The organism is Porphyromonas gulae DSM 15663 (assembly GCF_000378065.1).
GTDB classification, from domain to species: domain Bacteria; phylum Bacteroidota; class Bacteroidia; order Bacteroidales; family Porphyromonadaceae; genus Porphyromonas; species Porphyromonas gulae.
In genome coordinates, this window is sequence record NZ_KB899152.1 from 23,103 (window position 1) to 41,879 (window position 18,777).

Annotated in this window: 20 protein-coding genes; 4 read left to right on the forward strand and 16 right to left on the reverse strand. The window is 51.7% G+C overall.

Annotated features, from left to right (window positions below; translation table 11 throughout):
* Positions 1–21 precede the first annotated feature (21 nt).
* On the reverse strand, positions 22–90 hold the full coding sequence (locus tag F452_RS12620) for a DUF1661 domain-containing protein (protein ID WP_230587951.1): 69 nt from the start codon (positions 88–90) through the stop codon (positions 22–24).
* Here F452_RS12620 and F452_RS12410 point away from each other — a divergent pair.
* Positions 59–136 carry a DUF1661 domain-containing protein gene (locus F452_RS12410; RefSeq protein ID WP_152566869.1) on the forward strand — a complete coding sequence of 26 codons (78 nt, stop codon included), beginning with the start codon at positions 59–61 and terminating at the stop codon, positions 134–136. The genes F452_RS12620 and F452_RS12410 overlap by 32 nt on opposite strands.
* A gap of 234 nt (positions 137–370) precedes the next feature.
* Here F452_RS12410 and F452_RS0102880 read toward each other — a convergent pair whose 3' ends face one another.
* The 12 genes from F452_RS0102880 to F452_RS12625 form a co-directional block, all read right to left on the reverse strand.
* Positions 371–553: a (2Fe-2S)-binding protein gene (locus F452_RS0102880; protein WP_018964744.1), complete on the reverse strand. Its 183-nt coding sequence runs from the start codon at positions 551–553 to the stop codon at positions 371–373.
* 283 nt (positions 554–836) lie between these two features.
* On the reverse strand, positions 837–2,111 hold the full coding sequence (locus F452_RS0102885; protein WP_026292136.1) for a DUF2851 family protein: 1,275 nt from the start codon (positions 2,109–2,111) through the stop codon (positions 837–839).
* 31 nt (positions 2,112–2,142) lie between these two features.
* Positions 2,143–3,228, reverse strand: coding sequence for a mannose-1-phosphate guanylyltransferase (locus tag F452_RS0102890; RefSeq protein WP_018964746.1), 1,086 nt, complete (start codon positions 3,226–3,228; stop codon positions 2,143–2,145).
* A gap of 243 nt (positions 3,229–3,471) precedes the next feature.
* Positions 3,472–6,705, reverse strand: coding sequence for a UvrD-helicase domain-containing protein (locus F452_RS0102895; RefSeq protein WP_018964747.1), 3,234 nt, complete (start codon positions 6,703–6,705; stop codon positions 3,472–3,474).
* Positions 6,702–7,562: a lysophospholipid acyltransferase family protein gene (locus F452_RS0102900; protein ID WP_018964748.1), complete on the reverse strand. Its 861-nt coding sequence runs from the start codon at positions 7,560–7,562 to the stop codon at positions 6,702–6,704. Before F452_RS0102900 ends, F452_RS0102895 begins: the two co-directional genes overlap by 4 nt.
* 44 nt (positions 7,563–7,606) lie before the next feature.
* A complete protein-coding gene (locus F452_RS0102905; protein WP_018964749.1) occupies positions 7,607–8,533 on the reverse strand; it encodes a CDP-alcohol phosphatidyltransferase family protein in 927 nt (308 codons plus the stop codon).
* 11 nt (positions 8,534–8,544) lie between these two features.
* A complete protein-coding gene (locus F452_RS0102910; RefSeq protein ID WP_018964750.1) occupies positions 8,545–9,276 on the reverse strand; it encodes an SDR family NAD(P)-dependent oxidoreductase in 732 nt (243 codons plus the stop codon).
* 5 nt (positions 9,277–9,281) lie between these two features.
* Positions 9,282–9,740, reverse strand: coding sequence for an adenylyltransferase/cytidyltransferase family protein (locus tag F452_RS0102915; RefSeq protein WP_004585592.1), 459 nt, complete (start codon positions 9,738–9,740; stop codon positions 9,282–9,284).
* A gap of 21 nt (positions 9,741–9,761) precedes the next feature.
* Entirely contained in the window at positions 9,762–10,859 is a 1,098-nt protein-coding gene (gene pdxA / locus F452_RS0102920) for a 4-hydroxythreonine-4-phosphate dehydrogenase PdxA (protein ID WP_018964752.1), read from the reverse strand.
* Positions 10,860–10,901: 42 nt separating this feature from the next.
* Positions 10,902–11,960, reverse strand: a complete 1,059-nt coding sequence (locus tag F452_RS0102925; RefSeq protein ID WP_018964753.1) for a DUF4837 family protein — start codon at positions 11,958–11,960, stop codon at positions 10,902–10,904.
* Between the two features lie 90 nt (positions 11,961–12,050).
* Complete coding sequence (gene rlmN, locus F452_RS0102930) at positions 12,051–13,109, reverse strand: 23S rRNA (adenine(2503)-C(2))-methyltransferase RlmN (RefSeq protein WP_080637677.1); 1,059 nt, start codon at positions 13,107–13,109, stop codon at positions 12,051–12,053.
* Between the two features lie 80 nt (positions 13,110–13,189).
* Entirely contained in the window at positions 13,190–13,450 is a 261-nt protein-coding gene (locus F452_RS12625; RefSeq protein WP_235317549.1) for a hypothetical protein, read from the reverse strand.
* Between the two features lie 10 nt (positions 13,451–13,460).
* Between F452_RS12625 and F452_RS12630 the strand changes: the two genes are divergently transcribed.
* Positions 13,461–13,535: a DUF1661 domain-containing protein gene (locus F452_RS12630; protein WP_235317550.1), complete on the forward strand. Its 75-nt coding sequence runs from the start codon at positions 13,461–13,463 to the stop codon at positions 13,533–13,535.
* Between the two features lie 207 nt (positions 13,536–13,742).
* Here F452_RS12630 and hisS read toward each other — a convergent pair whose 3' ends face one another.
* From hisS to F452_RS0102945, 3 genes are read right to left on the reverse strand one after another with little or no spacing between them, the layout of a single operon-like run.
* Positions 13,743–15,107, reverse strand: coding sequence for a histidine--tRNA ligase (hisS, locus tag F452_RS0102935; RefSeq protein ID WP_018964755.1), 1,365 nt, complete (start codon positions 15,105–15,107; stop codon positions 13,743–13,745).
* 60 nt (positions 15,108–15,167) lie between these two features.
* On the reverse strand, positions 15,168–15,656 hold the full coding sequence (locus F452_RS0102940; RefSeq protein WP_018964756.1) for a dihydrofolate reductase: 489 nt from the start codon (positions 15,654–15,656) through the stop codon (positions 15,168–15,170).
* A 45-nt stretch (positions 15,657–15,701) separates the two neighbouring features.
* Positions 15,702–16,496, reverse strand: coding sequence for a thymidylate synthase (locus F452_RS0102945; protein ID WP_018964757.1), 795 nt, complete (start codon positions 16,494–16,496; stop codon positions 15,702–15,704).
* A 240-nt stretch (positions 16,497–16,736) separates the two neighbouring features.
* Between F452_RS0102945 and F452_RS0102950 the strand changes: the two genes are divergently transcribed.
* Complete coding sequence (locus F452_RS0102950) at positions 16,737–17,534, forward strand: M48 family metallopeptidase (protein WP_026292139.1); 798 nt, start codon at positions 16,737–16,739, stop codon at positions 17,532–17,534.
* A gap of 160 nt (positions 17,535–17,694) precedes the next feature.
* Positions 17,695–18,573 carry a hypothetical protein gene (locus F452_RS0102955; RefSeq protein WP_026292140.1) on the forward strand — a complete coding sequence of 293 codons (879 nt, stop codon included), beginning with the start codon at positions 17,695–17,697 and terminating at the stop codon, positions 18,571–18,573.
* Positions 18,574–18,777 lie beyond the last annotated feature (204 nt).

An 18,777-nucleotide genomic window follows, 5' to 3' on the forward strand; every position in this document is an offset into this window, starting at 1 on the left:
ATGCTCGTTTTTTTCTTTGTTTCACGTCTCGAAAACGTGGTGCGGGAAAGTTTTTCTTTTGGCGCGGGAATTAAAATTTTTACGCGCCAAAACGAAAAAAATCTCGCTCCATTTCTCACAGAAACACGAACCATAGATCTATCGAAACACGCACGAAAAAAAAGATCATGTTCCGAGAAGTGTAAAAAGAAGCAGGTAGAGGGGAGATGGGCGAGAACGCTAATCATCGTTCCCTTGCCGAAAATATATGTGCCGGCAATCTGTACACGACTTTTCTATGAATACGGAACGCCCGTCGGCTTAGGCTGAAAAGCCTATAGCTGACGGGCGTAGATCGGATCAGAAAGGACAGGGCTTCGCCGCCCCTGCATTAACCGTTGATCTCGTCCAAGATAGCTTGGATATCGTCCTGGCATGAGCCACATACAGTTCCTGCTTCTGTAGCTTCGCCTACTTCGTCCACGGTCTTCAATCCTTTTTCTCTAATTGCATTTTCAATCTCCCCACGTGTAATTTCGTTGCAGTGGCAGATAATTTCATCTTGCTGTGACATAATTCTTCTGTTGTAATAAATCGTCGTTTGTTACTATGCTTTGAAAACGTTTCAAAATTACAAAAACAATCCACTTTTTCATCTATGCACCGATAGACAGTGTCTATGAAAACGTATATGCAGCAGGATGTAACGCGCTATGGCAAAGCGATAAAACTCACAAGAGACCTCTCATGAAAAAGTAAGATGATTCGCATTTTCCCGTGAGCGAATCTCGCTTCCCGGATCGCCTGTGAATGATGAACAGCTGCGTCTTGGCCTGCTTCGCGGTACCAACTTCCTTTTAGCCTTTGCAGTGGCTCAGGAAACGATAGCCCCAGCGGCAAAAGAAGCATTTGCGTCGCTCACAGTATTCGCGATAGAGCTGGATGAGGCCTTGACTTTCGGCAGCATCGGTGGGTCGGCAGGCTTGAGAGAAAGCGCGAACCAACCTGTTGTTTTCGGGTTTGATGCCTCGCAAGAAGTCTATTGTCAGCTCGCGGTAGTCCGCTACGTTCTGCCGTCTCAACCAAGCGTAACGGAGTGGAGCTGCTACATTGATGAGCAGCGAGTCCGCAGACATTGCAGCGAGTGAATTGGCGGAGGCAGTAGAGGCAGGCTTGCCGAAGCGATAGTGCGAAGCCCAATAAGGCGATACCTCCACACTAAGTTTGTGCACCAGTTCCTTGGCCGACGCAGTCTCCACAAATGAAGAAAACAGAAACTCGCAACGGTGCAGGATGGCGGCCAACTGTCCCAGTCGGCGATGGACAAAAGAGGACGGACGGGTGCGAAGCAGACGAAAGACCGAGGAGTCGAGAGGCTGCAAAGCGAATTTATGTTGCAAAAATGCGTATTCAGCAGCCAGCTTCTCTGCGTACTCGTCCGTAGGATCGGCCAGAAGGCCGGCTTGTCCCAGCAGGAGAGCGTCCACTTGCAAGAGACTGCTGCGGTGCTTGGCAATGGCGGCAAAGGGCAGGCTGCGAGCAAGCCGTTCGAGGGCATCGTTGTTCAGCCCGAATCCGAAGTGACGGGACAGCAGTATGTAGGCCGTTGCATTCCAATCCATGGAGGTGGACAGGTAGAGCCGATCCACCTCGGCAGCCTTGCGCTCCAATCGTTCTACGACGAGCGTATCCAGCCAGTCGTGGACTTCGAGGCTATCGAGTTCATGGAGTCTGTCCTTACAGCCCGGCAAAAGGGATGTTCGGAGCATAAAGTCGGCGTTTGCCCTAAGCCCTTCGTCTACATACATAACGCAGACGGGGACAGGTTCACCACTGATTCGGTGCCGTATCGGGAGGTCATCCGTCTCCACCACATGGAGTACTACATTGTCATAAGCGGGATCGAGATGATGCCCGTGGCGAATCCAGTCCGAGGCCTTGCGATGAATCTCTACATTGCCGGCCCAGAGGAGATCGCCCACTTTCACTTTGGCATTGAAGAAATCGGGGCCGCTATCCCGATTGAGCATCCCCGGATCGATGACCTCAGGCTCCAAAAAGAAAGCGTCCGCCCCATAGCTCAACGAGCTATAGAGGCGGTGCAGCCATACGTATTGTAAGAAATGCTCCACAACCTTGTCGAAGCCCCTCTATACAGTTATATCAGTTGTACTCTTTGTCGTATTTCAGAGCGGCATCGGCCACGAAGTGCTTGATGCGCTGTTCCTCCTCGGCCCGACAAATGAGCAAGACATTCCCGCTTTCGGCCACGATACAGTCGCTAATACCCTGTACGACGACAAGCTTCTGCGGGTTGTCCGTGGTGACAATGTTGCGTTCGGCTTCGTAGAAAATGGTCCGCGTCTTGAGCGATGCGTTTCCCGCATCGTCTTTCTCTGCCAGCTCGTACAGAGAGCCCCACGTGCCGAGATCTGCCCAACCGAAATCCACGGGCATGACCAGCACATTATCCGCTTTCTCCATCACGCCGAAGTCGATAGAGATGCTGGGACAATAGGGGAAAGCCTGATCGATGAAGCGCCGTTCGTCGGGTGTATTGAAGTGTGCCAATCCGTTTTCGAGGGCAGAGGTTACTTCCGGCAGATGCTTGCGGAAAGCGGCGAGGATGCTCTCCACATTCCAGACGAACATTCCGCTGTTCCAGAGGAACTCACCGCTGGCGAGGAAGATGCTTGCCATCTCGGCATTAGGCTTCTCCGTAAAGGTTTTTACCCGGATGAAGTTTCCTTTCTTTTCCTCTGCCATTTGGATATATCCATAGCCTGTCTCCGGACGGGAAGGGCGGATGCCGAGTGTGATGAGATTGGCATGATCGGCTACGAACTCCAATGCTTCCGATGCTGCGCGCACGAATTCGTCCTCGCGCAGGATCAGGTGGTCGGAGGGTGCTACGATTATATTGGCTTTGGGATTGCGCGCATAGATATGATAGCTGGCGTATGCGATGCAGGGAGCTGTATTGCGGCGGGTAGGCTCGCATAGGATCTGATCTGCTCCGATCTCGGGGAGCTGTTCGCGTACCTTGCCGGCATAAAGTTCATTGGTGACGACCAGAATATTTTCCCGGGGGATGAATCGTGTGAAACGATCGTATGTCATCTGCAGGAGCGAACGTCCTGTACCGAAGAAATCGAGGAACTGTTTGGGATGGGATTCGCGGCTAAAGGGCCAAAACCGACTTCCTATTCCCCCTCCCATAATGACGCAATAATTGTCTTTCACAGCCATAGTCATTATTCTTTTTTTAAGTTCTTACACAAAGCTACTCAAAATAATAACGCCATGTCCCAAGAAAATCGTACTTGTGGCTCCTAAATTGATTCACAGTCCAGAGGGGTGTTTTTTCTTAGCTGACATCGTTTCGCCGATCTTTTAGGCTTATTTTTCAAAAGTGCAATGCGGCGATACCGGAAGGAATAATGAGTAAGAAGGAAGAGACGGAGGAATATGGAGCTATGAGGTTCCGGTCCGCTATGCTCCATCCACCGAAAGCACCTCGTTGTTCGGCAGGTACCACAGGTAGCCGCGGACGGATGGATAGCCCATCGAGACGAGCAGCCGGATATAATTCTCCATCTGTGCATGATGAATTTTGCGCACTGCTCCGAACTTATAGTCTACGATGTCTGTGTGATCGTCGTAGAGAATGATCCGATCGGGACGACGCTGCCCCCCTTGTGGAAGGAGAATATCCTGTTCATTGAGAACTCGTCCGCTCCCATCGAACCAACGAGACAACCGACTGTCCGAAGAGATAACAGATAGACGATCGGCCAATTCGATCGCCTCATCTCTCGTGACGATTCCTTCCGACACATAACGCTCAAGAGCAGGCTCGATGTCCTTGGCGAGAACGATGTCGGCAAGGATTCTGTGCATCACATGGCCGTGGTAAAGCGGTTTGTGCCTGTGATAAAATTCACTGCCTTCAGGCCGGATAGCCAACCGGTCGGCTACAGCCGAGAAGCTTCCTTTGGGCAGGGTAAAAGGTAAGCCCGAAGAGGGGTGATCTGTCGTTTTTTGTCTCGTGGATATGCCCGGACTTCCCCAGCAGTACATACCGGACTCCGTCTTATTCTCGTCCAAGGAGGCGAGAGCCAAATGCATAAGATCTCCCACGGTAGAGAGCGATTCGGGCTTTGGGGAAGGAGGTAACCACAGATGCATCTCGTCCTTGGCTCGTGTCGTAGCCACATAAAGAAGATTGAGGTTGTCGAGTAGAATATCAGCCCTTTCGCGGAAGTAATCTGTGGCAAATATTGTTTGTGCCATCTCCTTCTTATATCTGATCGGCACTACGGGCAGGATATTGAAAGGACTGCGGGCTGGATCGATCTTGCACCAGAGGATGTGCCGATGTGCAGCTTGGTCGTCCAGATTCCAGTCCAAGAAAGGAATAAGAACAACGCGGAAGCCCAGGCCTTTGGCCTTGTGAATGGTCATTAGTGTGACGGCCTGACTGTTGGGAGCAGAGGAAATACGGCTTTTGGCATAGCCCGTTTCGTCCCACCATTGCAGGAAAGAGTGCAGATCGGCAGATCGTTCATGACCGAAATCGTTGATCAAATCCAGCCAAGCAATTAGATAGGGCATCTCACTTTCGGGCAGGTATGAATGGAAAAGAGAGACCAATCCTTCTGCCAATTCGTATAAGGAGCGACGACGAAGGTTGGCAAATTCTGCAAGCTCTGCGGCACTGAAGTTGCCCTCCTCTGTAGGAGCTAAGCCTTTCTCCTTGCGGAGTTCTTCGTACGACAGGTAGGCGATCTGTCGTAAAGCATCGGATTGGGGGCGGGATATAAACTTGAGTAGGTTCGATAGAAAACGAATTGATGCTGCTCCACTCAGCGACAAAGATTCGTCCGACATCGGGATAAGGGGATAGTCCACTTCATCCTGTTCGGGCTGATAAGAGAGCATGGTACGAGCTATCTCTCGTGCCTGATAGGTTTTGCGTGCCAGAATCGCAATGTCTGAGGGAGCATATCCTCTTTTTTGCAGACCGATGATAAAACGGGGAAGATCCTGCAAGATGCGCTCCTCCCACGAAAGCTCGGCTTCCGCTTCATCTGATGATGCCGGCGGTGGAAGATAAATGCAGACGTTTCCATGCCGGTCAGCTTTGGCCGGTGGTACAAGCTGCTCCACATCGGCGTAGGTCTGCATGAATGTGCGGTTGATCTCCTCCGGCAACTTCGGATCGGGCATTGCCATCGCCTCGGTTTCGCGAGTCATAGCCTCACAGAGGATTTGTGGCAGGTGCTTGTAGAGGGAGTTGTTGAACTCGATTATTTCGGGAGTGCTTCGCCAATTATATGGTAGATTGACCCTCTCCGATGTTTCGGCAAAATCCCGACTGACGACCTCTGTGAGCAGTCGCCGATCGGCATTGCGGAAGCGGTATATGCTCTGTTTGGCATCGCCGACGAGGAGGTTGTACTTGCCGTGAGCCAGACTCTCAGCCAGCAGAGGCTTGAAGTTTTCGTACTGTAAGCGGCTGGTATCTTGAAATTCATCGATCATTTCGTGCTCGATTCGTACCCCGATCTTGTCATAGACAAAGGGGGTCTCGCTCCCGTCGATGATCCTGTGCAATAGAGACGGAGCATCGGAAATCAGCATTTTGTTCTCTTCTTGTCTGATCCCTTCGATTTGTCGCCAGAGATCGGAGATGATACCAAGCCGGTTGAGAAAGGGAAGTGACTGCTTGGCCGTGGAATACTCTTGCCATTCCCTGCCGAGATAGAGTCCTGCCATTTCGTTCAGAGACTCTTTGAGGCCGGATTGGTAGGTCGAGAGAATGGCTGCTTGGGTAGTGGCAGGAGTGGATTTGGCGTAGAGGGTAGTTTCCGGATCACCTTTGGCCATCGCCATAAAGGTCTTTGTGGGAGGCTTGACTTCTCCGCCTTTGAGCACTTTGGCAAACTCCAAGATACCACCTTTGGTACCTCCTTTGAAATCGTAGAAGCTGATTCCGGCTGCGGTGACGATCTCTTCCGCTCGGCGTGCAATAGACAGACGTCGCTGTTCGAAGCCTTCCATCAGCTTGTTCATCTCGGTTTGGTAGCGATGAATGGCAGCTTTAGTCGGTAGTTTGCCCTCCTCGGATAGCAGGAGTAGCTGCTCTTTGAAAAGCTCGTCGCCCAAGCTGACGATCTCCCTGCGGATGTTATGTCCACGCCCCTCTTCGATCAGGTCTTCAGCCAGACGCCTGATCCAATTCTCGACGTCGGAAGTATCTTTTTCTCCCAAGCTGTGCAGCAGGCGGACGACAGCCTGTTCGAGTACGGCCTTCTGCTCCATCTCGATGCGGAAACCTCCCGGCAGTCCCAATTCATGCGAGAAAGCACGCATCACTTCCTGAAAGAAGGAGTCGATGGTCTTGACTCGCAAAGAAGAGTAGTCGTTTAGTATTTCGGTCAGGACTTCCTGTGCTCTGACTTGTAGCTGCTCGGTAGTCAGAGCCAACTCCTGCATCAGCTCCTCGGCGAAAGGGGATGATCCATCCACTGCCAGACCGTATAGCTCCTCGAGAATACGCTCCTTCATTTCGGCGGTGGCTTTGTTCGTGAACGTGACAGCCTGTATATAACGGAAAGCCCCGCGCGTACGCAGGGCTAAACGAAGGTATTCGCCGGTAAGTGTATGAGTCTTGCCGGAACCTGCCGAAGCTGTGTAAATGCGAAGTTGCTTGGAGCGTTTCATTTGTTTTTCTTGTGTCCGGGGGCAAGGCGATAAGTCCGGTCGTAGAGGAAGAGAGCCAGCTCGCGCGGATTCTTCTCGAAGCGAGCAATGGTCTCCAGTGGGATCGGATCGCCGATATAGACATCGAAAATATGCCCTCGCTTGTTGAACAGTTCAGCCGGGATGCGTGGAGTCCGAATAGCCCAGCTCAGCCATCCGAGGAAGTGGAAGTACCAGGAATTGCGGCCGCTGAAGAAAATCGGATAAACGGGCACCTGACTGACGAGGATCATCTTGGCACAACTGGCTTGCCATTCGCTGTCCATCACTCGATTGCGATTGCCTTTATAGACGGATATTCCTCCGGCCGGGAAGAAGCCGACGGGCTGACCTTTTTGAAGACGGTTCAGTACCTCCTTCACTCCGGATACATTGTGCTTGCTGTCAAGTCCTCCGGCCATTCCTTTGAGTGGAGCCACCGGTATGAAGCTGTCGCGCAGGCAGCTGATCATGGACAGAAAACCATTGACCAATACGCTATAATCGGGACGCACCGATCCGATAATATCGATCAACATAATGCCATCCAGAGAGCCGAACGGGTGATTGGATACCGTTGTGAAAGCACCGCCCTTGCGCATCTCTTCCAAATGCTCCGCCCCGTGCAGCCTGTAGCTGACATTGATGGCAGGGTCAGTCAGTGCAGCATGGGCAAACTCTGCTCCACGCAGATTGATATGACGGGCATGAACGGCATTGATGTCCGTTATCTTGAGGGCTTTCAGCAACCTGCGTGTAAGTCGTCGCTCCCCTCCCAGTACGGGAAAAAGACGAAGTACATCTTCTTCGGTAAGGACTTCCGGACGTGAGTCTGACATGAGCGATCGGGAATTAAGGATATTCGAGTTGCCTGAACATATGATTACCGCCTCTCCTTCAGATGCTGTCTGCACATGGCTTCGTGGCGTCTGATACCGAGGATGAGCACAATATTCAGGATCAGTATCTCGAATACGAAATAGAGCCAAACGTGACCGCTCAAGACGATAAGAAAAAGAGGAATGGTGCGCCCGTTGAACGTAAGGAAGTCCACGATATTCATGATTCGGCGACTATCCCTGCGCAAGTCCTGACGGAGCGTTTCGGGGATGGTATTCTGCGGATAATCCGCTTCCAATTGGTCGAGAAGTCTTTGCAGTCGGGGTGTCGCACGCTCCTGTATCAATGTATAATAATAGTACAGTGAGCTGAAAAAACGATTCGCTCCTCGTGGCATCACCTTTACACGGCGGCGTATGGATGAGGATCGTTCGAACTCTTTTCCCTTCTCAGGACTGATGAAAAAGAGATGGAGCGTTTTGTAGTAGTCCGTAACGGCTGCTTGAACCAAATGGCTGATTCCCGAGAGTAGACCCACGGCAATCAGGATACCGGTGGTCATCGGACCTAAGGCATCGGGATACTCTGCCGTCAAGCGAATGATGAAGCAGATATAGATGCACGCGAACCAAATGTCTCCGGCAATGCCATCGAGAATGCGCCCGATCTCACTCTTGATTCCGGTCAGACGAGCCAGCTGTCCGTCGATGCAGTCCATGATATTGGCCACTATCATACATAGAATACCGGCGACAGTCCAACGGAGATCGTAAGGAGTATGTACGAAGCACAGCCCACCGCCCAATCCGACAAAGATGGACAGGATCGTAACCATATTGGGCGTTACCCTTGTACGACTGAGAAGCTTGGCAAAGTAAAAACCTATCGGACGGTAGAATTTCCGGTCAATTATATTTTCCGTCTCCAGTGATTTGAGAGAGGCTTGGTACTCCTTATCGTTTTCGTTCATGTCTGAGCTGTTCAGCGGAAGCTGTAGCCTCCATCAAGAGTCAAGACCTCACCATTGCAATAAGCGTTGGCAAGCAAAAATAAAAAAGCTTCGGCTACTTCGTCCGGTGTCGCAAAGCGATGCAAAGCAACCTTATTCTCGATATTTCGGCGTATTTCGGCCGGTTTGTTCTTCTGCCACTCCGTATCGACGAATCCCGGTGCCACGGCATTCACACGGATGCCATAGGGTTCTAAGTGCTTCACCAGATTGCGAGTCAGGGCGTGTACAGCAGACTTGCTCACCCCATACGGCAGAGCCATGCCATGTGGCTGGATTCCCATAAGCGATCCGGTAAAGATGATACATCCCTTGTTGCGCTCGATACGCGGCAGGAGGCGTTGGATCAGGAATGTGGGGAAATGGACATTGGCGAAGAATACGCCCTGCCATTCGTCGATGGTCATCTCCTCGAAAGGCGTACGGCATGTGATACCGGCATTCATGATAAGAGCTTGCAGGGTAATATCGCTCTGCTCAAGGGCTTCCGCTATCAGGTCGATACCTTTCGCATCGGTAGCATCGGCTTGCAGCAGCTCAACCGAGGGAGCTGTCTCTGCCAATTCGGCTACCACTGTGCGCGCCCTGTCCTGATCGTGTCCGTATGTGAGGATGAGGGAGTACCCTTTGCTTGCCAAGAGGCGGGCTACTGCCAGACCGATCCCCTTGGTTCCTCCCGTAATCAATGCGTATCCGACCGCCATAGTTCCTACATGTTTTGGACAGACTTGGGCTTATGCTGACGCTCTTCGTTCAGCGTCTTGGCATAGCTATCGTGTATGGTCTCCTTGATTTTGGTAGAGGAAACGCCCGTCCCGTAGGGGAAATAAAAGACCTGAACGCCGAGATCTTTCAGATAGTCGTATTTGCCATTCCAGTCATCCCCCACTACGAAAGCGTCTATATTCAGCTTTTTGACGATCTCCGTGTGATCCAACGTATGCTGCGGAATCACGATGTCCGGTGTCTTCAGGGCTTCCAGGATTTGCAAACGCTCGATGAAAGGAATAATGGGCGGTGCCTTGTATGAAGCGACCAGTTCGTCCGTGCTGACGCCAACGATAAGGATGTCTGCCAAACTACGCGCATAGTTGATCATGCGCAAGTGATTGTAGTGGAACATGTCGAATGTCCCGGAAGTGTAAACAATAGTCTTATCCTTAAACATAGAGTCTATAGGGTATTAAAATTAATGCTCATCATCTGTTTGCGGCAACTTTTCATTGTCATTGCCTCGCTCGAAATAGCTCTTTCGGAGCGGATTGCGCGTAGCCAAACGCCACGATGCACGGGCGCGATAGATGTCGATAGCCTGATAGACGGCTGCGCGGAAAGAATCGGGCGAAGCCTCGCCTTTGCCCACGATGTCGAAGCCTGTACCATGATCCGGCGAAGTGCGTACGATGGAAAGCCCTGCCGTCACATTGACCCCTCTATCCATGCAGAGAGTCTTGAATGGGATCAGCCCCTGATCATGATACATGGACAGAATGCCATCGAAATGCATAGCCATATCCGATCCCCAAAAGCCGTCCGCGGCATAAGGGCCGAACACTAACAATCCCTGCTCTTCGGCCTCCTGTACTGCCGGCCGGATCGTATCGCTTTCCTCGGTGCCGATCAGTCCGCTGTCGCCGGCATGCGGATTCAGAGCCATGACGGCTATCCGCGGACGTACTATACCGAAATCCATGCGCAGACTGCGATCGAAAGCCTTCAGCTTGTCCAGTATTTGCTCCCGAGTGATAAGCGATGGCACGCGTGCTATCGGCTCGTGCATCGTCACCAAAGCCGTGCGGAGCTTGTCCTGTGCCAGGATCATCAGCGCATCTTCGCCCTCTATGCCGGCTTCGGCTTGCAGATATTCCGTATGGCCTTTGTAGGGGAAGATGTCCTGTGGCATGGCAGCTTTGTTGATCGGCATAGTCACGAGCACGTCCGCATCGCCCTGCTTCACGGCTTGGACTGCCATGCTGAGTGCCATTGCCGCATAGGCTCCGGCCTGTGGCGAGCAGACGCCCATTTCCACTTTGGCATCTTCCGGCAAGCAGTTCACCAGATTCACCCGTCCCTCTACGGCTTCGGCAGCAGAGGATACCTGGTGCCAGCTCTCCAGTTCGAGTTCCAAGGTCTTCCTGTAATAGGCTGCGACCTTAGCTGATCCGTATATGACAGGTGTGAAGAGGTCCAGTATCGAGGCTTCGGTAAAGGTCTTTAGTAGGATTTCATATCCAATGCCATTGATGTCGCCATGAGAAATGGCCACTTTCAGCTTCTTATTCTCCATTACGTTGAGTCTTCGTGTAAGTTCGGCAGTCGTTTCGGATATTTATTTGAGTGCAGTCCAGCGTGCCTTTCTGATGATAGCCGGATCGAACTCTTTCTGGGCTTTGGGGCGCATACTATACAGAGCTGCCTCCATCTGCCGCATCAGATCGCGTTTTTTCTCGTTGGGGTGATATACGAAACCCTCTACCACTACTACCCTGTCTCCATCCACAAAGGCTTGTGCCACGAAAGGACCGGACATCATCTGCCCTCCCTCCATACGCCAGATGCCGTGCACTTCGCCTCGCTTTTGATCGCCCGGGTAGACGTAGCGATGCTTCAGCAGCATCCGCTCCGTGACGGGATAAGACCCTGCATCCGAACCTTCTATATTGGCTTTGAGCACGGAGTCGCGCACCTCTACCATACGGTCCAGCCCCAGATCCGATGCTCCGCGATAGGGATAGGTGTAGACCAAGAGGTCTTTCCGGCGGCGCATCTGATTGTTGGACATCCACAGGAAGTCCTTGCCCTCCTTGTGACTGAGGATGTCGGCGGGCACATTGATATGGTGTCCGAACATACGCTGCACGCGTTGGTCGGCATCCGCACTGCAGTCCTTCTGCCATAGCTGACCGAAGAGGAATAGTTCGTGACGGATAAAGAGATTCTGTATGGCCGATTTGTTGGATTCGATGTAGGCTGCCAGAGAGTCTGCCGCAGGACTGTTGATCAGTACGACCAACTGCCCGTTAGCCCACTGGTCATAGCCGTATTTGAGCGAAGTCTTGGTGAATATATCAGGGTTGATGTCGATCTGCAGTACATTGCGGATGTAGCGAAGGAATCCCGTAAAATCCTTTTCCGACACACGGGAAACGGCCATGATCGGCTCGTTCTGGTTGAGTGCCGGAGCTACCTCGGTCATGACCTCGTAGATGGCTTCGCCGACGGGCGAACTCAGATGTTGGTCGTCCATCACCAGCATCATTTCTCCCGGAGAGCCCGTGGAATTGGTGAACGACTTGCCGGCCGTTCCGCCTCCATTGCAGGCAAAGAACATAGCAAAAGCGGCGAAGAAAGTCGGCAGACCGAACAATAAACGGATATTGGGTTTCATTGAGCCTATTCGCTTTTTTGAGTTTTTCATCCTGAATACAAGTCCAAAGGTAGTAATAATAGTTGTCGCTATGGAGCTTGCACTTCGCCTTTATGGGCTTTTGGGCCGGGAGGACTCCGCTTTGCTCGTGGATAGCATACCGCAGGCCGCGAATATATCTTCCCCTCGCGATGCACGGGTGGTACAGGTATAGCCATGCGATTCCATACGTTTGCGGAAAGCCTCCATGCGAGCGGTATCCGAAGAGCGGAGCGATACGGCAGGGATTTTGTGGAAGCGGATCAGATTGATCCTGCAGGGGATGCCGCGGAGGATGGCGGCCAGTTCGTCGGCATGGCGCATATCGTCGTTCAGACCATCGAAGACGATGTATTCGAACGACACTCGTCTTTGTCCGCTGAAGTCGTAAGCCTTGATCCGGTCGAGCGTCTGCAAAATGGGGAAAGCCTTTTCTCCGGGCATCAGCGTCCTCCTCTCTTCGGGGAAAGGGCTGTGCAGGCTGACTGCCAGATGGCACCGGCTCTCTGCGAGGAAGCGCTCCAAACCTTTGGCTCCGATCGTAGACACTGTGATGCGCTTCGGACTCCAGCCCATACCCCACGGCTCGGTCAGGGCATTGAGACTGCGAAGCACTTCGTCCGTATTATCGAGGGGTTCGCCCATGCCCATATAGACGAGATTGGTCAGCTCGGCCGCCTCTTCCACGGAGAAGATTTGGTTCAGGATCTCGGCTGCGGAGAGATTACCGTTCCATCCCTGTTTGCCGGTCATACAGAAGAGGCAGTCCATCTTACAGCCGACCTGCGAGGAGATACAAAGCGTGGATCTGTCGCCATCGGGGATAAACACAGATTCCACGAAACGCCCTTCTCCTACGGGGAAGAGATACTTCTTGGTCCCGTCCACCGAACATTGGACATCCGACCACGGGTAGCGTCCGAGGTCGTAGGCCTCTGCCAACTTCTGCCGATTGGCCTGCGATATATTCGTCATCTCGGCAAAATCGGTAGCACGCCGCACATAGATCCATTCGGCCAACTGCTTGCCTGCAAACCGCGGCATACCCATCCGGAGAGCCACTGCGGTCAGCTCTTCGAGCGTCATGCCCAAAAGCACAGCTCTCTTTCCGGTCTCTGTCTGTTGCTTCACTTCACCACTCTATATTATAATGTAACCACAAGAAGGAGCTTCATCTTCTTCTTTCTCATCCGTCGGGGATTCGGCGACGATCAGACCGATCCTCGGATGTACTCCTCTCTATACAAAGGTAATACATCCCATGCTAAACCCTCCCATTTCTCTCTCTCGATGGGATTGGTGCGATGAAGAGGATACGTGTACATGCAAGGAGTGGGTATCGGTGCTTCCCGAGCTTGATCTCCGGATAGCAGGGACGTAAGAAAAGGAAACGAGAGAGAGCGTAAAAACAGAAACACGAACCAAAAGTCGGCGGATTGTGGCGCGTTTTTTCTGAAAAAGTGGCGCGAGATTTTTTTCGCTGTGGCGCGTCAATTTTTTACTTCCCGAACCCAAACGAAAAAATTTTCGCGCCACGTTTTTACGAGTGTGGAATAAGAAAATTTTGGGCTGTAAACTCCCGAATGACGAGAAAGGTGCAGTGCGCCGAAAAAACTCCTGTGAGCAGGGGGCGAAAGATCGGACACTCTGCACAGAGCCGATAAGAGAGGGGCTGAAATTCTCTGCGGATCTCAGCCCCTCTCACCCTTATGATAGTATTCGATAGTAGTCTTGCTCTCCGGATCTGTGCGCGCCGGTGAAGTATCAGACGATAGCCGCTACAATGGCTGCTGCATCGGCCGATAGCATTTGCTGCTCTCCCGTCAGCATGTTTTTCAGATTCACTTGGCCGGTCGCGCGTTCGTTTTCCCCGACGAGTGCCACGTATGGAATGTTGGCTGCATTGGCATAGCTCATCTGTTTCTTGATCTTGGCAGGCTCGGGATACAGCTCTGTGCGGAGACCTTGCTCCCTGAGCTTTTGGATCAGTGGGAGCAGGCTGTCGGCATCCTCTTCGCTGAAATTGACAAAGAGCAGCTGTGTACCGGTCAGCTTCTCGGCAGGGAAGAGATCCAGCTGCATCATCACATCATAGATACGGTCTGCACCGAAAGAAATGCCCACACCGGACATGCCTTCCAGACCGAATATGCCGGTGAGGTTGTCGTAGCGACCACCGCCGGTAATGCTGCCCATCTCGGCGTCGAGTGCTTTCACTTCGAGAATGGCTCCGGTATAGTAGGAAAGACCACGAGCCAGAGAAATATCCACCATCAGCTCGGAATGGAGCTGCACGCGCTCCACTTTGTCCAAGATATAGGTCAGCTCTTCTATTCCCTTCAGCCCCGTTTCGGAGGAGGCAAGAGCCGATTTGAGCCGGTCGAGCTTCTCCCGATTGTCCCCTTTCATCTCGATAAAAGGGCGCAGGCGTTCGATAGCCTCTTCGCCGAAGCCTTTGGAGCGCAGCTCGTCGTTCACCTTGTCGAGGCCGATCTTGTCGAGTTTGTCTATCGCCACGGTGATGTCCGTCAGTCTGTCGGCTTCGCCTACCACTTCGGCGATGCCGGAGAGGATCTTGCGGTTGTTCAGCAGGATACGAGTCCTGATGCCCAATCTGCGGAAGACTTCGCTGATGATCTGGATCAGTTCTACCTCATTCATGAGCGAATCCGAGCCGATGACGTCTCCATCGCACTGGTAAAACTCACGATAACGACCCTTCTGCGGCCTGTCGGCACGCCATACGGGTTGGATCTGATACCGTTTGAAGGGGAAATTGATCTCATTGCGGTGCATCACCACGTAGCGAGCAAAGGGGACGGTCAGGTCGTAGCGAAGCCCTTTCTCGCAGGCTTTGGCTGCAAATCGGAGAGAATTTTTCTCCGCCAGTTCCTCCGCACAGAAGTCTGCCAAGACATCGCCGGAGTTGAGTACCTTGAAGAGCAGGCGGTCTCCCTCCTCTCCGTACTTGCCCATCAGCGTGGAGAGCATCTCCATCGTTGGGGTTTCTATTTGGCTGAATCCGAAGAGTTCATACACTTCGCGTATGGTGTCGAATATGTAGTTGCGCCGGCTCATTTCGACCGGACTGAAATCGCGCATCCCTTTGGGTATAGAAGGCTTTTGCATTACGTATGTATTAGTTGGTGAATGATCGGTTACAAAAACAGAGGGAGGGGAGTCTCCATATCAATAATCGCGGATAAGCTCCAGCAGGGTGGTGGCATATCGGTTTTTCTCGTCGGCCGGATATTCCGTGCGGCTCAGCTCCACCCATTCGCTCATGTCTAATTCCGGGAAAAAAGTGTCAGCTTCGGGAAAGTCGGCATGCACGCGTGTCAGATAGATTTTGTCCGTGTAGGGTAGCATCTGCTCATATACTTGTGCTCCGCCGATGACAAAGGCCTCTTCCTCATTGCCCACCAGCTCCAGTGCCGCTTCGGGCGAGGCTGCCCATTCGGCTCCGGGAAAATCCTGCTGCGTCCTGCTTAGGACGATATTGCGTCTGTTGGGCAAAGCTCCTTTGGGCAGGGAGCGGAATGTGTGGCTGCCCATGATAATGCTGTGTCCTGTGGTCGTTTCCTTGAATCGCTTCAGATCGGCCGGCAGATGCCAGAGGAGGTCATTTTTGTATCCGATAGCCCCATTCTCGGCTATGGCAACGACGATTGAAATCATATTGGATAGGTGAGGGAAAACTGAATATCGGTGGAAAACATTCCGTCAGACTGCTACAACGCCCGCAATGTGCGGATGCGGATCATACCCTTCGAGTCGGAAGTCTTCGTACCGGAAGTCGAAGAGATCGGATACATCCGGATTGAGAATCATTCGGGGCAATGCTCTCGGCTCACGACTCAGTTGTAGCTGTACCTGTTCGAGGTGGTTGAGATAGATATGGGCATCGCCCAATGTATGTACGAATCGTCCGGGTTTCAGCCCTGTGACATGAGTGATCATCTGTAGCAGCAGGGCATACGAAGCTATGTTGAACGGTATGCCCAGAAAAGAATCGGCACTGCGCTGATAGAGTTGCAGGCTCAGCCGGCCGTCAGCGACATAGAACTGCATGAAACAGTGGCATGGAGGCAGATGCATATCGGCAAGCTGGCCTACATTCCACGAGCATACGATAATGCGTCGGCTGTCCGGTTCCTCGCGCAGCTGGCGCAGTACCTCCTGCATTTGGTCTATATGCCCTCCCCGATAGTCCGGCCAACTGCGCCACTGGTAGCCATATATAGGCCCCAAATCGCCGTTCTCGTCAGCCCATTCGTTCCAAATACGTACGCCATGCTCCTGCAAGTAGTGCACATTCGTGTCACCTCGGAGGAACCAAAGCAGTTCGTATATAATGGACTTCAAGTGCAATCGCTTGGTCGTAAGCAGGGGAAATCCCTCTTCAAGGTCAAAGCACATCTGATGGCCGAATACGCTGATCGTACCCGTACCCGTGCGGTCTTCTTTCCGTACTCCCTCGTCGAGGATGCGGCGAAGCAGATCCAAATACTGTTTCATACCACGCAAATATACGTATTTCTTGTAGGCAAATGGATTTTTGGCACCACAGCAGACTCATTGTAAAATACTTGAATATGCTACAACCGAAAGAGCCGATTGGAAGAAGAAATGGAAGATCATGGAGCTTTCACTTATTTGACCTGTTTGCCGGAGTATTGCTGTTTGTTCACAACTCCTTGTATCTTTGGCTCGTAACTAATGAAATAGTAATAGTAACGAACAAAAAAAGAAGATCTTATGAAAATAATGAATGTGATTTTAGCCTGTGTCTTAGGCCTCCTATTGGCCGGATGCAGCACCGTGCCGATCACGGGACGCACTCAGATCATGCTGGTACAGGACTCGGAGATCCTGTCCTCCAGTGCCTTGCAGTACAAGCAGTTTCTCAGCAAGGTGAAAATCTCCAAGAATGCGACATCCACGGCACAGGTGCGACGAGTGGGACAAAAGGTGGCAGCTGCCACGATGCACTATCTGAAGCAAAACGGATTGGGAGACATGGCCTCACAGATGAAATGGGAATTCAATGTCGTGGAAGACAAGGCTGTGAATGCTTTCTGTATGCCGGGTGGAAAGATTGTGGTCTATACCGGACTGCTCAAGTTGGTTGGCTCGGATGCCGAGTTGGCCACAGTGATTAGCCATGAAGTCAGCCATGCTGTGGCAAGGCATTCCAACGAACGTATCAGCCAGGAATACTTGCGTCAGATGGGGGGCAATCTGTTGGGTGCTGCTGCCTCCAATAAGTCGGCCGCTTTGCAGACAATTATCGGTCAGGCTTATGGCGTTGGGTCGCAGGTGCTGGTTGCTCTACCGTATAATCGGAAGCAAGAATATGAAGCCGACAAAATGGGGCTTGTCTTCATGGCGATGGCCGGTTATAACCCGAATGCTGCCATTACTTTTTGGCAGAAGATGGCAGCCCAGGGGAGCGGACAGGTAGAGTTTCTGAGCACGCACCCGAGCGATGCCAATCGTATTGCCGCCATTCGTCAATATATGCCCGAGGCAATGAAGTATTACAAAGGCAAGTAAAACAGAGATCCTTTGAGTGGACATTCATTTCTGCATGTCCACTCAAAGTCTTGGGCTGAAGAATTCTTTTTAGAAGAAATATATTTTTATCTTTGTATGTCACCCTGTTAAGAGTGGGAGGTTAGCAAGAAAATAAACTTACACACAAAAGAGAATTACTATGAAACAGAACTACTTCAAGAGAGTCTGCTCACTGCTTTGTTTGGTTGTGCCGATGCTCATCCTTCCATTACAGTCGGCAGCTCAAGATGCTATTCCAAGCGAAGAAGCGGAGTCATTGGCTTTCGTTGTGCCGGCTGAGGATGTTGAAATTGGAGAGTCAGAGGTAGAGGCTCCGTTGGAAGCCGCCAGTGCTGAAGAGATTGTAGATCAGGCTGTCCGTTCTTATACCTACACGGTCTATCGCGATGGTGTGAAGATCGCTTCCGGACTTACTGAGCCTACATTTATTGACGAAGATGTTCCTGCCGGCGAACATACTTACTGCGTAGAGGTACAGTATCAGGAAGGCGTATCAGACAAAGTATGCGTGGACGTAGAAGTGAAGGACTTCAAACCGGTTACCAATCTGACCGGAACCGCTTCCAATGACGAAGTTTCTTTGGATTGGGACGGTGTGGAAGAAAAAGCAGAAGAGCCGGCGAAAGAAAAAGCAGTCAGCTACAATGTCTATAAGAATGGAACTTTGATCGGCAATACAGTCGAGACTCATTATGTAGAGACCGGCGTGGCTAACGGCACATACATTTACGAAGTAGAAGTAAAGTATCCCGATGGCGTATCTCCGAAGGTAGCTGTAACCGTGACCGTGACCAATAGCTCGTTGAACAATGTAGAAGGTCAAGTGCCTTACACGTTGCGAGTAGAAGGCAAGAAGATCATAGCTGAGACAAATGGTGTGATTACGCTGTATGATATCAGCGGGCGTACTGTAGCAGTGGCGTCCGACCGATTGGAATATACCGCCCAAACAGGCTTCTATGCCGTACGCTTCGATGTGGGTAATAAACCCCACCTATCCAAAATACAAGTGAGATAAAGCAAACGCTTTTCCCAACAGCTAAAACAAAGAGGCTGTCTCGAAAATCATATTTCGGGTAGCCTTTTTGCCTTTTATGCTACTGTAGCATACTAATCCCGTTTCGTGATGCTCTCATTCGGTTTCATCGCGATATGACGGAGATTGTGCGAACCTTTCTGCCTAATTGATTTTCGCGGCTGATCTTCGAACCGTAATTTCTCA

Coding starts and splice junctions, on each gene's coding strand:
- F452_RS0102880 (WP_018964744.1), bottom strand. CDS start 553: ATGTCACAGCAAGATGAAATTATCTGCCACTGCAACGAAATTACACGT.
- F452_RS0102890 (WP_018964746.1), bottom strand. CDS start 3,228: ATGGCTGTGAAAGACAATTATTGCGTCATTATGGGAGGGGGAATAGGA.
- F452_RS0102895 (WP_018964747.1), bottom strand. CDS start 6,705: ATGAAACGCTCCAAGCAACTTCGCATTTACACAGCTTCGGCAGGTTCC.
- F452_RS0102900 (WP_018964748.1), bottom strand. CDS start 7,562: ATGTCAGACTCACGTCCGGAAGTCCTTACCGAAGAAGATGTACTTCGT.
- F452_RS0102905 (WP_018964749.1), bottom strand. CDS start 8,533: ATGAACGAAAACGATAAGGAGTACCAAGCCTCTCTCAAATCACTGGAG.
- F452_RS0102910 (WP_018964750.1), bottom strand. CDS start 9,276: ATGGCGGTCGGATACGCATTGATTACGGGAGGAACCAAGGGGATCGGT.
- F452_RS0102915 (WP_004585592.1), bottom strand. CDS start 9,740: ATGTTTAAGGATAAGACTATTGTTTACACTTCCGGGACATTCGACATG.
- pdxA (WP_018964752.1), bottom strand. CDS start 10,859: ATGGAGAATAAGAAGCTGAAAGTGGCCATTTCTCATGGCGACATCAAT.
- F452_RS0102925 (WP_018964753.1), bottom strand. CDS start 11,960: ATGAAACCCAATATCCGTTTATTGTTCGGTCTGCCGACTTTCTTCGCC.
- hisS (WP_018964755.1), bottom strand. CDS start 15,107: ATGCAAAAGCCTTCTATACCCAAAGGGATGCGCGATTTCAGTCCGGTC.
- F452_RS0102940 (WP_018964756.1), bottom strand. CDS start 15,656: ATGATTTCAATCGTCGTTGCCATAGCCGAGAATGGGGCTATCGGATAC.
- F452_RS0102945 (WP_018964757.1), bottom strand. CDS start 16,496: ATGAAACAGTATTTGGATCTGCTTCGCCGCATCCTCGACGAGGGAGTA.
- F452_RS0102950 (WP_026292139.1), top strand. CDS start 16,737: ATGAAAATAATGAATGTGATTTTAGCCTGTGTCTTAGGCCTCCTATTG.
- F452_RS0102955 (WP_026292140.1), top strand. CDS start 17,695: ATGAAACAGAACTACTTCAAGAGAGTCTGCTCACTGCTTTGTTTGGTT.